This window comes from Pseudomonas sp. GM80, assembly GCF_000282515.1.
GTDB lineage: Bacteria > Pseudomonadota > Gammaproteobacteria > Pseudomonadales > Pseudomonadaceae > Aquipseudomonas.
Genome location: NZ_AKJD01000068.1, coordinates 1 through 14,521, shown reverse-complemented (window position 1 = coordinate 14,521; position 14,521 = coordinate 1). Strand labels below are relative to the sequence as shown.

Here is a 14,521-nt window from a genome sequence, read left to right as displayed (position 1 = left end):
TAGGAACCTGAGGGCTTGTTCCCTATAATGCCGGGTTCTTTGAATCACGTGATGACCCTAATCCATGGCCAAGAAGCTTTACATCGAAACCCACGGTTGCCAGATGAACGAGTACGACAGCTCGCGCATGGTCGATCTGCTGGGTGAACATCAGGCCCTGGAAGTCACCGCCCGCGCGGAAGACGCCGACGTGATTCTGCTCAACACCTGCTCGATCCGCGAGCGCGCTCAGGATCGCGTTTACTCGCAGCTGGGCCGCTGGCGCGAACTGAAGCTGGCCAACCCGGAAATGGTGATCGCCGTCGGCGGTTGCGTGGCCAGCCAGGAAGGCGCGGCGATTCGCGATCGCGCACCGTACGTCGACGTGGTCTTCGGCCCGCAGACGCTGCACCGCCTGCCGGAAATGATCGACGCCGCGCGCATCACCAAGCTGCCGCAAGTCGACGTGTCGTTCCCGGAAATCGAAAAATTCGACCACTTGCCCGAGCCGCGCATCGATGGCCCGAGCGCTTATGTGTCGGTGATGGAAGGCTGCAGCAAGTACTGCACGTTCTGCGTGGTGCCTTATACCCGCGGCGAAGAAGTCAGCCGGCCGTTCGATGACGTGATCGCCGAAGTCATCCACCTCGCCGAAAACGGTGTGCGTGAAGTGACGCTGCTCGGGCAGAACGTCAACGGCTATCGCGGCACCACCCATGACGGGCGCCTGGCGGATCTCGCTGAGCTGATTCGCGTTGTCGCCGCCATCGACGGCATCGACCGCATCCGCTACACCACTTCGCACCCGCTGGAATTCTCCGACAGCCTGATTCAGGCCCACGCTGACGTGCCGGAACTGGTGAAACACCTGCATTTGCCGGTGCAATCGGGCTCCGACCGGATTCTCGCGGCAATGAAGCGCAACCACACCGCGCTTGAGTACAAATCCAAGCTGCGCAAACTGCGCGCCGCTGTGCCGGGAATCTGCATCAGCTCGGACTTCATCGTCGGTTTCCCCGGCGAAACCGAGAAAGATTTCGAACAGACCATGAAGCTGATTGCCGACGTCGGTTTCGACTTTTCCTACTCGTTCGTTTACAGCCAGCGCCCGGGCACCCCGGCTGCCGATCTGGCCGACGACACACCGGAAGAGTTGAAGAAGGAGCGCCTGAACGCACTGCAACATCGTTTGAATCAGCAAGGTTTCGAGATCAGCCGACAAATGGTCGGCTCGATCCAGCGCATTCTGGTGACCGATTATTCGAAGAAAGACCCGGGCGAGCTGCAAGGACGCACCGAGAATAATCGTATCGTCAACTTCCGCTGCGACAATCCCACCCTGATCGGCCAGTTCGCCGACGTGCACATCGACGCGGCCCAACCGCACTCGCTGCGCGGCTCGCTGATCCAATAACAGATATCAGCAGCACAGAAAAACCTGTGGGAGCTGGCTTGCCAGCGATGAGGCCATCAGCCCCGACAAATATGTCGCCTGCTGCACCGCTATCGCTGGCAAGTCGAATCGTCGCACCGCAGCTCCCACAGTGGACAGCATTGTTCTTCAGAATGTACTCATCCATTTAAGAGCTTTCGCACCCAGGCCTCTGGCGTTATCCTTGATTTCATCCTAATTGCCCCAGGGCGGCTAAATACGACCTTGAACGCACCCATAGAACCACATCGTTTTATCCTCGAGCCCTTTGAGGCTCGCCGCTTCGCCAATCTGTGCGGGCAATTCGACGAGCATTTGCGCTTGATCGAACAGCGCCTGACCATCGAGATCCGCAACCGCGGAAACCAGTTCGAGCTGATCGGCGATCCCAAGCACACCACGTCTGCGGAAAATCTGATTCGTCGCCTGTACCGGGAAACCAAGGGTTCAGAGCTGTCGCCAGATACGGTGCACCTGTTCCTGCAGGAATCGGCCGTGGTCGAGCTGGACAATCACGCCCCCGCCGAAGCTTCCGTTGCCCTGCGCACCAAGAAAGGCATGATTCGCCCGCGCGGCTTGAATCAGTTGCGCTACGTCAAGGAAGTCCTCGGCAACGACATCAACTTCGGCATCGGTCCGGCCGGTACCGGCAAGACTTATCTGGCCGTGGCCTGCGCTGTCGATGCACTGGAACGCGAGCAGATCCGCCGCATCCTGCTGGTGCGTCCGGCGGTTGAAGCGGGTGAGAAACTCGGCTTCCTGCCCGGCGACCTGTCGCAGAAGATCGACCCGTACCTGCGCCCGCTCTACGACGCGCTCTACGAGATGCTCGGCTTTGAATACGTGGCCAAGCTGATCGAACGTCAGGTGATCGAAGTTGCGCCGCTGGCCTACATGCGCGGTCGCACGCTGAACAACAGCTTCATCATTCTCGACGAGAGTCAGAACACCACCGTCGAACAGATGAAAATGTTCCTCACGCGGATCGGCTTCGGCTCTACAGCGGTCATCACCGGTGACATCACCCAGGTCGACTTGCCGAAAGGCACCAAGTCGGGTCTGCACCATGTGATCGAAGTGCTCAAAGACGTGCCGGGCATCAGCTTCACCCACTTCCAGCCGAAAGACGTCGTGCGCCATCCTTTGGTCCAGCGGATTGTCGAAGCCTACGAGCGCTTCGAAAACCGTGACGAAGCACCCAAGGACACCTCGCGAAATGCTTGAGCTAGACCTGCAAATCGCGACTGAAGCGAACGCGCCGAGTGAAGCCGACTTCCGCCTGTGGTGCGAACTGGCCCTGCGCCAGCGCACCGCTGACTCGGAAATGACCATTCGTCTGGTCGACGAGGAAGAAGGCCGCGAGCTCAATCACACCTGGCGCCACAAGGATTACGCGACCAACGTCCTGTCATTCCCTGCCGAAGTGCCCGACGAGTTTCTCGACATCCCATTACTCGGCGATCTGGTGATCTGCCTGGCGGTGGTTGAGCGCGAAGCCGCCGAACAAGGCAAGGAACTAAAGGCCCACTGGGCGCATCTGGTCATTCACGGCTGCTTGCATCTGCTTGGTTACGACCATATAGATGACGAGGAAGCCGAAGAAATGGAAGCACTGGAACGCGAGTTGCTTGCCGAATTGGGCTATCCCGATCCGTACGCGGACGACGAAACCGAAACATCCCCTATCGTTACAACAAAGGATTCAGAGTAATCGCTATGAGCGAAGATCGATCGAGCAACGGGCAGAAGTCATGGCTGGGTAAACTGACCCAGGCTTTTGCCCACGAGCCGAAAAACCGTCAGGAGCTTCTCGAGCTGCTGCGTGATGCACATCAGAACAAACTGCTGGACAGCGAAGCGCTGGCCATCGTCGAAGGCGCCATTCAGGTGGCTGACCTGCAAGTACGCGACATCATGGTGCCGCGCTCGCAGATGATCAGCATCAAGGCGACCCAGACACCCCGTGAATTCCTCCCGGCCGTGGTCGACTCGGCCCACTCGCGCTACCCGGTCATCGGCGAAAGCCATGACGACGTGATGGGCGTGCTGCTGGCCAAGGATCTGCTGCCGCTGATCCTCAAAGAAAACGGCGACAGCTTCAACATCAAGGATCTGCTGCGCCCGGCCACGTTCGTGCCGGAGTCCAAGCGTCTGAATGTGTTGCTGCGTGAATTCCGCGCCAACCACAACCACATGGCCATCGTCATCGACGAATACGGCGGTGTGGCGGGCCTGGTGACCATCGAAGACGTGCTGGAACAGATCGTCGGCGACATCGAAGACGAGCACGACGTCGAAGAAGACAGCTACATCAAGCCGCTGCCAAGCGGCGACTTCCTGATCAAGGCCCTGACGCCGATCGAGAACTTCAACGAGTTCTTCGACAGCGAATTCTCCGATGACGAGTTCGACACCGTCGGAGGGCTGGTGATGAGCGCGTTCGGGCACTTGCCAAAACGCAACGAAATCACTGAAATCGGCGCCTATCGTTTCCGCATCCTGAACGCCGACAGCCGTCGGATTCATTTGCTGCGACTCACGCCAATCGCCCGGTAATACATCTAAGGATTGAAATGCGCTGGACAACCCGCCCCGGCTGGCCCGGTAACCTGCTGGCCGTGGCGGCCGGTGCAATCACCACCTTCGCTCTGGCACCGTTCAACATCTGGCCGCTGGCTTTGCTGGCGGTCGGTTTGTTCTATGCCGGCATGCGCGAGCTGAGCCCGCGTCAGGCGCTGGGCCGTGGCTGGTGTTTCGGTTTCGGCCTGTTCGGCGCCGGCACCAGTTGGATCTATTACAGCATTCACCATTTCGGCGGTGCATCGGTGCTGTTGGCCGGGTTCCTGATGCTGCTGTTCACGGCGGCGATTGCCTGGTTCTTCGCCCTGCCCGCCTGGATTTGGGCGCGCTGGCTGCGCCGTAACGAAGCGCCGCTCGCTGATGCGTTGGCGTTCGCCGCGCTGTGGGTCGCTCAGGAAATGTTTCGTGGCTGGTTCCTCACCGGTTTCCCGTGGTTGTACTCGGGTTACAGCCAGCTCGATGGTCCGTTGGCCGGGCTTGCGCCGGTCGGTGGCATGTGGCTGGTGGGGTTCGTGCTGGCACTGACCGCTGCGTTGATCTACAACGCACCGCGCTTGCTGCAAACCGGACGCAAAGGTTTTGTCGTTGCCGGTCTGGTGTTGCTGATCGCGCCGTGGGCTGCCGGTATCGCGCTCAAGGGCCACGCCTGGACCAGTCCATCCGGCGCGCCGCTGAGCGTTGCCGCGATTCAGGGCAACGTCGCACAAAGCATGAAATGGGACCCGGCCGAGCTCAACGCGCAACTGGCCCTGTACCGCGATCTGAGTTTCCGTTCGAAACCGGTGGATCTGCTGATCTGGCCGGAAACCGCCGTGCCGGTGCTCAAAGAGTCCGCCGAGGGCTACCTGAGCATGATGGGTAACTTCGCCGCCGAGCGTAAATCAGCGCTGATCACCGGCGTGCCGATTCGCGAAACGGTCCGTCACGAACGCCGCTTCTTCAACGGCATCACCGTGGTCGGCGAAGGCGACGGCACTTATCTGAAGCAGAAACTGGTGCCGTTCGGCGAGTACGTGCCGCTGCAGGACATCCTGCGTGGCCTGATCGCGTTCTTCGACTTGCCGATGTCCGACTTCGCCCGTGGCCCGGCCGATCAGGCGTTGCTGCAAGCCAAGGGTTATCAGATTGCCCCGTTCATCTGCTACGAAGTGGTGTACCCGGACTTCGCTGCCGGGTTGTCGGCGCGCAGTGATTTACTGCTGACGATCAGCAACGACACCTGGTTCGGCACCTCTATCGGCCCGCTGCAACATTTGCAGATGGCGCAGATGCGCGCACTGGAAGCGGGTCGCTGGATGATCCGCGCGACCAACAACGGCGTGACCGGGCTGATCAACCCGTTCGGGCAGATCACCGAGCAGATTCCGCAGTTCGAACAGGGTGTGCTGTATGGCGAAGTGGTGCCGATGCACAACCTGACGCCGTATCTGCAATATCGCTCGTGGCCGTTGATCATTGTCTGCTTGCTGCTGTTTGGCTGGGCACTGATGGCCAGCCGGATGTCGAAAACCCTCTAAAAGCATTCCTACTTCTGTGAGGGATTCATTGTGGCGAGGGGATTTATCCCCGATCGGTGGTGAAGCCGCCGCAAATCCATAACACACGGTATATCTGATATACCGCGATTGCAGGTTTTGGGGCGGCTTCGCCACCCATCGGGGATAAATCCCCTCGCCACAGAAGCTCTATCCAACCAAGAAGTCGCTTTCTCAGCGGTAAAACAGCGAATACCCCACCTGCCCCACCGCTTCATTTAGCAACTGCCCGCTCTGCCAGATCGATTTGAATTCCGGCAGCCAACCACCGAAGGGTCGGGCGTTATCAGTGCCTAAAAAGCCCACCGGCGCCGCAACCACTTCAAACCCGGCCTGCTCGAAGCACCATACCGCACGTGGCATGTGCCAGGCCTGCGTCACCACGACTACGCGTTTGATGCCCTGCGGCAGCAACAGGTCGGCGCTGAATTTGGCGTTTTCCCACGTGGTGCGGCTGTCGCCTTCCTGCCAACGCACCGTCACGCCAAAGTCATCGAGCAGTGAATCTGCCATCAGCTTTGCCTCGGTCGGCGGCGTACCGTAGTGCAGACCGCCGCTGGTCAGAATCGGCAGACCCGACGCCTTTGCCAGTCGCGCCGCATAACGCTGACGCTCAAGCCCCACGCCGGTTGGCTGATCCTCACCCCACGCCAGATCACCACGCTCGCGCCCGGAACCCAGCACCACAATCGCATCGGCCCGTTGCGCCAGCGTCGCCCATTCGGCACGAGCCAACGGTGGCTCAAGCTCCAGCGCCTTGGCGCCCCATTGCACGACCACCGGCAGGCTCATCAACCACAACCCGCCAAGCCCCAGGGCAAAACACACTCCGGCCAGGCGCGGCCGCGAACGGCGCAGCCACCACGCAACCAGCAACAACAGCAGCAGAATGCCGGGCGGCAACAAGAGTTGTTTGATCAAATAGCGAAAAGGCATCGGGCATCTCCAAAGATGCCCGAAGCCTAAAAGTGTTGATGAAGCGTTACAACCGATAGGTGGGATCCTGTTGAAAAAGATCCGGTTCTTGACCTGCCATGCGCTTACTTGGCCTGCAGAGCACGTACTTTGACGGTGTCTCTGCCGGGCGCCTTGTCCTTGAGCCAGATGACCTTGGCCGAATGTGCTGCATCGAGCTGCTTCACTGCTTGTGACAGGCATCCATGCGTTTCACGTTCACTGCGATCCAGATAGGCCTTGACCAGTTTGAACTCAGCGGGGCTCAAGCCACGCAATTCCAGTTCCAGGGGGCGCTCGTCGCGCAGCCGGTCAGCGGTTTTTACAGCGTCCAGGGCCATACCCAGACGGTCGATCAACCTCTCGTACAACTCGGGTTTAGTCACGTTTTTTTGCCGTTGCTCCACCATCCCTCACCTCATTGAAGATAAGACTCACTCCCCAGTTAGAGCTTAGCTTCGCTGCACAAACCGGCTGTACGCCGCGACCAACGGCCCCGACGCAAGTATTGCGGGACATGTAGCTGTAATCAGGGTTTCCCTAGGCCAAGCGCGGTCATGTATGCTACGGCGCTTCCTGTAATTCCACTTCCAGCTCGTCCGGGCCAACCCCGGAACCTGCGTTGAAGAGGATTAGGCCACCCCTATCCAGTACAAAAGTAGCCATGCACGAACAATATCAGCCCCGTGAAATTGAAGCCGCCGCCCAGTCATTCTGGGATGAGCAAAAGTCCTTTGAAGTCAGTGAACAGCCAGGCAAGGAGACTTTCTACTGCCTGTCGATGTTCCCTTACCCCAGCGGCAAGCTACACATGGGGCACGTGCGCAACTACACCATCGGCGACGTGATCTCCCGCTACCAGCGCATGCAAGGCAAGAACGTTCTGCAACCGATGGGTTGGGACGCCTTCGGCATGCCGGCAGAAAACGCCGCGATGAAGAACAACGTAGCGCCGGCAAAATGGACCTACGAAAACATCGCCTACATGAAGTCGCAGCTGCGCAGCCTCGGGCTGGCGGTCGACTGGTCGCGTGAAGTGACCACCTGCAAGCCGGATTACTACCGTTGGGAGCAATGGCTGTTCACTCGCCTGTTCGAAAAAGGTGTGATCTACCGTAAAAACGGCACCGTGAACTGGGACCCGGTCGACCAGACCGTTCTGGCTAACGAGCAGGTCATCGACGGTCGCGGCTGGCGTTCCGGCGCGCTGATCGAAAAGCGCGAAATCCCGATGTACTACTTCAAGATCACCGCCTACGCGGATGAACTGCTGGAAAGCCTCGACGAACTGACTGGCTGGCCTGAACAGGTCAAGACCATGCAGCGCAACTGGATCGGCAAATCCCGCGGCATGGAAGTGCAGTTCCCGTACAACGTCGACTCGATCGGCGAAGCCGGCACGCTCAAAGTCTTCACCACCCGTCCGGACACCCTGATGGGCGCAACCTATGTTGCCGTGGCTGCCGAGCACCCACTGGCTACCCTGGCCGCCAAGAACAACCCTGAGCTGCAAGCGTTCATCGCTGAATGCAAGGGCGGCAGCGTTGCCGAAGCCGACGTCGCTACGCAAGAGAAAAAAGGCCTGCCGACCGGCCTGTTCGTCGAGCATCCACTGACTGGCGAAAAACTGCCGGTATGGGTCGCCAACTACGTATTGATGCACTACGGCGACGGCGCTGTCATGGCGGTACCGGCGCACGACGAGCGCGATTTCGAATTCGCCCACAAGTACAACCTGCCGGTTAAATCGGTAGTCCGTACCAGCTCTGGCGACACCAACCCTGCCCCGTGGCAAGACGCCTACGGCGAGCACGGCACGCTGATCAACTCCGGCGAGTTCGACGGTCTCGACTTCGCTGGCGCGTTCGACGCCATGGAAGTGGCCCTGATCAAGAAAGAACTGGGCGCCTCGCGCACTCAGTTCCGTCTGCGCGACTGGGGCATCAGCCGTCAGCGCTACTGGGGCTGCCCGATCCCGATCATCCACTGCGAAACTTGCGGTGACGTGCCGGTGCCGGAAGATCAATTGCCTGTGGTCCTGCCGGAAGACGTGGTGCCGGACGGCGCCGGTTCGCCGCTGGCACGCATGCCTGAGTTTTACGAATGCAGCTGCCCGAAATGCGGCCAGCCTGCCAAGCGTGAAACCGACACCATGGACACCTTCGTCGAGTCGTCGTGGTACTACGCCCGTTACGCCTCGCCGCACTTTGAAGGTGGCTTGGTAGAGAAATCCGCAGCTGATCACTGGCTGCCGGTCGATCAGTACATCGGCGGTATCGAACACGCGATTCTGCACCTGCTCTACGCGCGCTTCTTCCACAAACTGATGCGTGACGAAGGTCTGGTCAGCTCCAACGAGCCGTTCAAGAACCTGCTGACCCAAGGCATGGTGATCGCCGAAACCTACTATCGTCGCGAAGCCAACGGTGCTTACACCTGGTTCAACCCGGCGGATGTGGAACTTGAGCGTGACAGCAAAGCCAAGGTCATCAGCGCCAAGCTGAAATCCGACGGCCTGCCGGTGGAAATCGGCGGCACCGAGAAGATGGCCAAGTCGAAGAACAACGGCGTCGACCCACAGTCGATGATCGATCAGTTCGGCGCCGACACCTGCCGCCTGTTCATGATGTTCGCTTCGCCGCCTGACATGAGCGCCGAATGGTCGGACTCCGGCGTTGAAGGTTCGCACCGTTTCCTCAAGCGCGTCTGGCGCCTGGCGCAAGCCCACGTGACTCAGGGCTTGCCGGGCAAACTCGACGTTACCGCGCTGACCGACGAGCAGAAAGCCGTGCACCGCTCGATCCACCTGGCCATCAAGCAGGCCAGCCATGACGTCGGCCAAAACCACAAATTCAACACCGCCATCGCTCAAGTGATGACGCTGATGAACGTGCTGGAAAAAGCCGCACAAGGCACCGAACAGGATCGCGCGCTGGTTCACGAAGGCCTCGAAGCCGTGACCTTGCTGCTGGCACCCATCACGCCGCACATCAGCCACGAACTGTGGAACCAGTTGGGCCACACTGGCGCAGTCATCGACGCCGGCTGGCCGGCTGTGGACGAAAGCGCATTGGTGCAGGACAGCCTGACGCTGGTTATCCAGGTCAACGGCAAACTGCGTGGTCAGATCGAAATGCCGGCCAGCGCAACCCGTGAAGAAGTTGAAGCCGCCGCGCGCATCAACGAAAACGTGCTGCGTTTCGTCGACGGTCTGACTATTCGCAAAGTGATCGTGGTACCAGGAAAACTGGTCAACATCGTCGCCAGCTAAATTGGATTGGGCGTCAGGTCCGCCTGACGCACTGTAAAACCTTTCGGGCCGCAGGGTCGGCCCACATGGTTTCAAGGGGAGCAACACAATGATCAAACGCAATCTGCTGGTGATGGGCCTCGCTGTGCTGCTGAGCGCCTGCGGTTTCCAGCTGCGTGGCACTGGCACTACCGAACTGACGATCAAGGAACTCGACCTGAGCGCCCGCAACGCCTACGGCGAGACGGTAACCGAACTGCGTCAGGTGCTCGAGTCCAGTGGCGTCAAGGTCTACAGCGGCGCGCCGTACAAGCTGTATCTGGCTGACGAGCAGGAAAACCAGCGCATTCTCAGCTACGCCGGTGCCGGCCGTACTGGCGAATACCAGGTCAATACCGTTCTGAACTACGACATCGTCGGCGAACACAACCTGAACCTGCTGAGCGACAAGCTTGAAGTGCAGAAAGTGTTCATTCACGACGGCAACAACCTCGTCGGCTCCGATCAGGAAGCCAACGACGCCCGTCGCGAGACCCGCCGCGAGCTGGTTCAACGGATGATGCTGCGCCTGCAACAACTGACCCCAGGTCAACTGCAGCAACTGCAACAAGCGGCCAATGACCGCGCCAAGGCTGAAGCCGACGCGCTGCAAGCGGCGCAAAAGGCTGAAGCGGAAACCCCGCGTCAGTCGCCGCTCGAAGTACCGCAGCAGTAAGACGTTCGGGGCGCTCAGGCGCCCCGTTCGGTATTTCTTATGAAGCTCGCTCCTGCCCAACTCGGTAAACACCTGCAAGGTGCCCTCGCGCCGGTCTACATCATCAGCGGCGATGACCCGCTGCTGTGCCAGGAGGCCGCCGACGCCATCCGCCGCGCTGCCCGTGAACAAGGGTTCGACGAACGCCAGGTCTTTGCTGCCGACGCCAATTTCGATTGGGGCACGTTGCTGCAGGCCGGCGCGAGCATGTCGTTGTTCGCTGAAAAGCGCCTGTTGGAACTGCGCCTGCCTTCAGGCAAGCCCGGTGACAAGGGCGCCGCAGCGTTCATCGAATACTGCTCGCGTCCCGCTGAAGACACGGTGCTGCTGATCAGCTTGCCCAAGCTCGATGGCAGTGCGCAGAAGACCAAGTGGGGCAAGGCGCTGGTCGAAGGCCAGCAGACCCAGTTCATCCAGATCTGGCCGGTGGATGCCAATCAACTGCCGAGCTGGATTCGTCAGCGTCTGTCGCAGGCCGGTTTGTCGGCCAGCCAGGACGCGGTCGAATTGATTGCTGCACGTGTCGAGGGCAACCTGCTCGCCGCCGCGCAGGAAATCGAGAAGCTCAAGCTGATGGCCGAAGGTGGCCAGATCACCGTTGAAACCGTGCAGGCCGCAGTGGCGGACAGTGCGCGCTTTGACGTGTTTGGCTTGACCGATGCGGTGCTCAACGGCGAACCGGCGCACGCATTGCGCATGCTGGAAGGCTTGCGCGGTGAAGGGGTCGAGCCTCCGGTTATTCTCTGGGCGCTGGCGCGGGAGTTGCGCCTGCTGGCCAATATCTCGCTGCAGTACAGCCAGGGCACGCCACTGGACAAGTGTTTCAGTCAGGCGAAACCGCCGGTCTGGGACAAGCGCAAACCCCTGATGAGCAAAGCCCTGCAACGCTACTCGGCGCAACGCTGGGCGCAGTTGTTGCTGGAAGCCCAGCGCATCGATGCGCAGATCAAGGGTCAGGCTGCGGGTTCGCCGTGGATGAGTCTGAGCCGACTGGCATTGTTGATGGCAGGCCAGCGGTTGACGCTACCTGCCGAGTAAGGCCAACCGAAGCGGCGCCAATGCCCAAGCCCGCTCTGCATCCTTGATTGAACAGCCCTCACGGGTAAATCTGATCACTACCCGAGTAGGTAAAGGAAGCCGCCCAGGTTGACTTGTTGATCGTCAACATTACGACAGGCACAACCTTGCCACCACTTTGACTGTAATAAGCACTCTGATTCTGCCTTGCCTGAGTCCAGCCTGGCGTTGAGCCGCTGGTGTAGAAAAACGCCTTGATGGGCATATTGGCAGCCGCTTGTTTGGCCCAGACACGAACAACCAGTTCGTTTTCGTCATTGACGCCATTCTTCGGAATTTTTGGCATCACCAGCAACGCTTCTCGAAACAACACTGCCGTCTGATCAGGCGATGTGTCTCGAACATCGAAACTGCATTGTTTCTGCTCGCGCACTGTTGCACCGGCCAAGTAGTGCGTCAAAAATTTAGTCGACGTGGTGATCGCCTGCGAAGCGCAGGAAGCACTGCGATTGCCATGCAGACTGTGTGGCCCACAACCGTAGTCCGACCGCCACTCTGTCGCGCCATCTATGGGAAAGAAGCATAGATACTGAAACTTCAACTGACCGGCAAGCTCGGAGACCGGCGTGACTATATAGCCGTTGTTGGCATGGCTATAGAGGGCTGGAAACCGAGAGTCCTGGCGCATGTAAGAAAACGCAACGAAGCCTTTTTTCACGTTGGCCGGGCTAGGATCCCAGATATTGAAGCCCGGTCCGTTGGTCGTCCCCCTGATCACAACGCCTGAGCACAAAAAACTCGGTGCAGTTTCACTATTGAAACAATTGCGCGACGTTTGATTCCATTTCGCATTGAGATCAGCAACCACCGCCGGACCATTGTTGCGAGGTTGTGAGAAAGCACCGAATTGCTGGTCACCTGGCACGCTCTGAGTTGAAATCTGTTCTTCACTCGGTACCGGTGGGGCGGGGGCCGGTTGTTCCTGAGTAGCGGAGCAGGCGATCAACAAAAAGGCCCAGACCAACAAGATTATTTTTTTCACGATCGATATCCCTTGTGCATCGTGGTGATGAAATCTGCCGTAATGCATAAACGGTCGATAGGCGTACTTGCGTTCAAATGCCTGACCTGAGTGATCAGCAGAGCAGGATTACCGGCTACGTTACTGAAACAACGCTGTATACTGGCCCGGTCTAAAAGGAGACCCACCATGAGCAAAAAGCGCCCCAACAAGGCCAAATCCATCGTCGCCCAACCCTTGTTTCGCAGTCGTCAAGAGCGACCAACCAAGGGCAAAGGCAGCTACCGCCGCGAAGCCTTCCAGTCTAAAAGCTGGGAGGCTTCTTGCTTTCTGGCGGCATGAATGACGCTGGAACTCGCTTCGTCTGATGACCTCTCCCCTCTTCTCTGTACCATTTGAGCACTCATTTAGCGCCGCTTTGGCAAAGCGCGTAACTGTCAAACCTGACAGTTGATCAATGCAGAATTCGGAGTTTTACTGGCCGGATAAACATTAAATCCCGAGCAAAATCTGCCCCCTCGCAAGTCGCTTGGCACGGCTGTCGTGTTAAGGTCTGCACCTGATTCGTTTCCCCTGGAACTGTGCATGCCCCTAAGTCTTTCCCGTCGTTGGCCTGTTCGCCATTCGATCGCTGCAGCAAGCTTCGTTCTGCTTGTCGCCTGTGCGGAAAAACCCACCGCCGCCGACGCGCAACCTCTTCAAGCCGCCCCTGTCGCCACGGCCCCAGCGATTATCCCGCCGGTAGTGCCGTCCGCCGACCCTCTCGATCTTCAGCCGACCCAGACCTTTGCCGAATGGCAGGCAGGCTTCCGCAAGGACGCGCTCGCCGCCGGGATCAGCCCTGAGTTGTTTGATCGCGCCTTTGCCGATGTCAGTTTCGACGCCAGCGTGATTCGTGCCGACCGCAGCCAGCCGGAATTCTCCCGCCCGGTGTGGGAATACCTCGACGGCGCGCTGTCGCCGCTGCGCGTGCGCAAGGGTCAGGCGCTGCTCAACCAGTACGCCGACATTCTGCAAAGCATCGAACAGCGTTATGGGGTCGACCGTCAGGCGCTCGTTTCGGTGTGGGGTATGGAGAGTAATTTCGGTCAGTTCCAGGGCAGCAAATCGGTGATCAACTCACTGGCCACCCTCGCCTACGAAGGCCGCCGCCCGGGCTTTGCCCATGCGCAATTGATTGCTGCCCTGCAGATCCTGCAACAGGGCGATATCACGCCAGAGAAGATGCTCGGTTCCTGGGCCGGGGCGATGGGCCAGACCCAGTTCATTCCGACCACCTACAACACCCACGCCGTGGATTTCGACGGTGATGGCCGCCGCGACATCTGGGGCAGCCCGGCCGATGCCCTGGCTTCGACCGCGCACTACCTGCAAAGCTCCGGCTGGCAGCGTGGGCAGCCGTGGGGTTTCGAGGTGCAACTGCCGAGCAGTTTCAACTACACGCTGGCGGATGGGGCGATTCGCAAGAGCGTCGCCGAGTGGCGTCAGCTGGGTGTGAACTTGCCTAATGGCGCTCAGGTACCTGCGGGCTCCGAGCAACTGTCCGCGGCCCTGCTGTTGCCGGCCGGTTATCGTGGCCCGGCGTTCCTGATCCTCGATAACTTCCGGGCGATCCTCAAGTACAACAATTCCTCGTCGTATGCCTTGGCGGTGAGCCTGTTGTCCGAGCGTTTCAGTGGCGCAGGCTTGATCAATGGCAACTGGCCGAAAGACGACTTGCCGTTGAGCCGCACCGAGCGCATCGAGTTGCAGACCCTGCTGAGCGCGCGCAATTACGATGCGGGCACGGCGGACGGGATTATCGGCGCCAATACGCGCAAGGCGATTCGCAGTGCACAGCAGTCGTTTGGCTGGCCAGCGGATGGCTATCCCACGCACAAGTTGCTTGAGAGCCTGCGGGGCCAATAAGCAAGATCAAAAGATCGCAGCCTGCGGCAGCTCCTACAGGGATCGTATTCCAATGTAGGAGCTGCCGCAGGCTGCGATCTTTTGCTTTTTC

The 14,521-nt window shown here is 59.5% G+C and carries 13 protein-coding genes; 10 read left to right on the top strand and 3 right to left on the bottom strand.

The window, feature by feature from the left end; genetic code table 11:
• Nucleotides 1-64 precede the first annotated feature (64 nt).
• From miaB to lnt, 5 genes are all read left to right on the top strand, one after another.
• Nucleotides 65-1,393, top strand: a complete 1,329-nt coding sequence (gene miaB / locus PMI37_RS12035) for a tRNA (N6-isopentenyl adenosine(37)-C2)-methylthiotransferase MiaB (protein ID WP_008081077.1) — start codon at nt 65-67, stop codon at nt 1,391-1,393.
• A gap of 243 nt (nt 1,394-1,636) precedes the next feature.
• Nucleotides 1,637-2,635: a PhoH family protein gene (locus PMI37_RS12030; protein ID WP_008081076.1), complete on the top strand. Its 999-nt coding sequence runs from the start codon at nt 1,637-1,639 to the stop codon at nt 2,633-2,635.
• Nucleotides 2,628-3,122, top strand: a complete 495-nt coding sequence (gene ybeY, locus PMI37_RS12025; RefSeq protein WP_008081074.1) for an rRNA maturation RNase YbeY — start codon at nt 2,628-2,630, stop codon at nt 3,120-3,122. Before PMI37_RS12030 ends, ybeY begins: the two co-directional genes overlap by 8 nt.
• 5 nt (nt 3,123-3,127) lie before the next feature.
• Nucleotides 3,128-3,967: an HlyC/CorC family transporter gene (locus PMI37_RS12020; protein WP_007909641.1), complete on the top strand. Its 840-nt coding sequence runs from the start codon at nt 3,128-3,130 to the stop codon at nt 3,965-3,967.
• 17 nt (nt 3,968-3,984) lie between these two features.
• Nucleotides 3,985-5,508, top strand: a complete 1,524-nt coding sequence (lnt, locus tag PMI37_RS12015; protein WP_008081073.1) for an apolipoprotein N-acyltransferase — start codon at nt 3,985-3,987, stop codon at nt 5,506-5,508.
• A 192-nt stretch (nt 5,509-5,700) separates the two neighbouring features.
• On the opposite strand, the gene PMI37_RS12010 is transcribed toward lnt, so the two are convergent.
• Together PMI37_RS12010 and PMI37_RS12005 are read right to left on the bottom strand one after the other, a co-directional pair.
• Nucleotides 5,701-6,462: a YdcF family protein gene (locus tag PMI37_RS12010; protein ID WP_008081072.1), complete on the bottom strand. Its 762-nt coding sequence runs from the start codon at nt 6,460-6,462 to the stop codon at nt 5,701-5,703.
• Nucleotides 6,463-6,566: 104 nt separating this feature from the next.
• Nucleotides 6,567-6,890 (bottom strand): hypothetical protein, encoded by a 324-nt coding sequence (locus PMI37_RS12005; RefSeq protein ID WP_008081071.1) that lies wholly within the window; start codon nt 6,888-6,890, stop codon nt 6,567-6,569.
• 254 nt (nt 6,891-7,144) lie between these two features.
• Between PMI37_RS12005 and leuS the strand changes: the two genes are divergently transcribed.
• The 3 genes from leuS (at nt 7,145) to holA (ending at nt 11,522) form a co-directional block, all read left to right on the top strand.
• Nucleotides 7,145-9,751, top strand: coding sequence for a leucine--tRNA ligase (gene leuS / locus PMI37_RS12000; protein WP_008081070.1), 2,607 nt, complete (start codon nt 7,145-7,147; stop codon nt 9,749-9,751).
• A gap of 88 nt (nt 9,752-9,839) precedes the next feature.
• Nucleotides 9,840-10,445, top strand: coding sequence for an LPS-assembly lipoprotein LptE (locus tag PMI37_RS11995; protein WP_008081069.1), 606 nt, complete (start codon nt 9,840-9,842; stop codon nt 10,443-10,445).
• Nucleotides 10,446-10,484: 39 nt separating this feature from the next.
• On the top strand, nt 10,485-11,522 hold the full coding sequence (gene holA / locus PMI37_RS11990) for a DNA polymerase III subunit delta (protein ID WP_008081068.1): 1,038 nt from the start codon (nt 10,485-10,487) through the stop codon (nt 11,520-11,522).
• A gap of 58 nt (nt 11,523-11,580) precedes the next feature.
• Here the strand turns inward: holA and PMI37_RS11985 are convergent, their stop codons facing one another.
• Nucleotides 11,581-12,543, bottom strand: coding sequence for a hypothetical protein (locus tag PMI37_RS11985; protein ID WP_008081067.1), 963 nt, complete (start codon nt 12,541-12,543; stop codon nt 11,581-11,583).
• Between the two features lie 168 nt (nt 12,544-12,711).
• Here PMI37_RS11985 and arfA point away from each other — a divergent pair, with 168 nt between their 5' ends.
• Nucleotides 12,712-12,864, top strand: coding sequence for an alternative ribosome rescue factor ArfA (gene arfA / locus PMI37_RS11980; protein ID WP_008081065.1), 153 nt, complete (start codon nt 12,712-12,714; stop codon nt 12,862-12,864).
• A 243-nt stretch (nt 12,865-13,107) separates the two neighbouring features.
• Nucleotides 13,108-14,430 (top strand): lytic murein transglycosylase, encoded by a 1,323-nt coding sequence (locus tag PMI37_RS11975; protein ID WP_008081064.1) that lies wholly within the window; start codon nt 13,108-13,110, stop codon nt 14,428-14,430.
• The last annotated feature ends 91 nt before the right edge of the window (nt 14,431-14,521 follow it).

Excerpts from the sequence above, each read along its gene's own strand:
- miaB (WP_008081077.1), top strand. The coding sequence starts at position 65 with ATGGCCAAGAAGCTTTACATCGAAACCCACGGTTGCCAGATGAACGAG.
- ybeY (WP_008081074.1), top strand. The coding sequence starts at position 2,628 with ATGCTTGAGCTAGACCTGCAAATCGCGACTGAAGCGAACGCGCCGAGT.
- PMI37_RS12020 (WP_007909641.1), top strand. The coding sequence starts at position 3,128 with ATGAGCGAAGATCGATCGAGCAACGGGCAGAAGTCATGGCTGGGTAAA.
- lnt (WP_008081073.1), top strand. The coding sequence starts at position 3,985 with ATGCGCTGGACAACCCGCCCCGGCTGGCCCGGTAACCTGCTGGCCGTG.
- PMI37_RS12010 (WP_008081072.1), bottom strand. The coding sequence starts at position 6,462 with ATGCCTTTTCGCTATTTGATCAAACAACTCTTGTTGCCGCCCGGCATT.
- PMI37_RS12005 (WP_008081071.1), bottom strand. The coding sequence starts at position 6,890 with ATGGTGGAGCAACGGCAAAAAAACGTGACTAAACCCGAGTTGTACGAG.
- leuS (WP_008081070.1), top strand. The coding sequence starts at position 7,145 with ATGCACGAACAATATCAGCCCCGTGAAATTGAAGCCGCCGCCCAGTCA.
- PMI37_RS11995 (WP_008081069.1), top strand. The coding sequence starts at position 9,840 with ATGATCAAACGCAATCTGCTGGTGATGGGCCTCGCTGTGCTGCTGAGC.
- holA (WP_008081068.1), top strand. The coding sequence starts at position 10,485 with ATGAAGCTCGCTCCTGCCCAACTCGGTAAACACCTGCAAGGTGCCCTC.
- arfA (WP_008081065.1), top strand. The coding sequence starts at position 12,712 with ATGAGCAAAAAGCGCCCCAACAAGGCCAAATCCATCGTCGCCCAACCC.
- PMI37_RS11975 (WP_008081064.1), top strand. The coding sequence starts at position 13,108 with ATGCCCCTAAGTCTTTCCCGTCGTTGGCCTGTTCGCCATTCGATCGCT.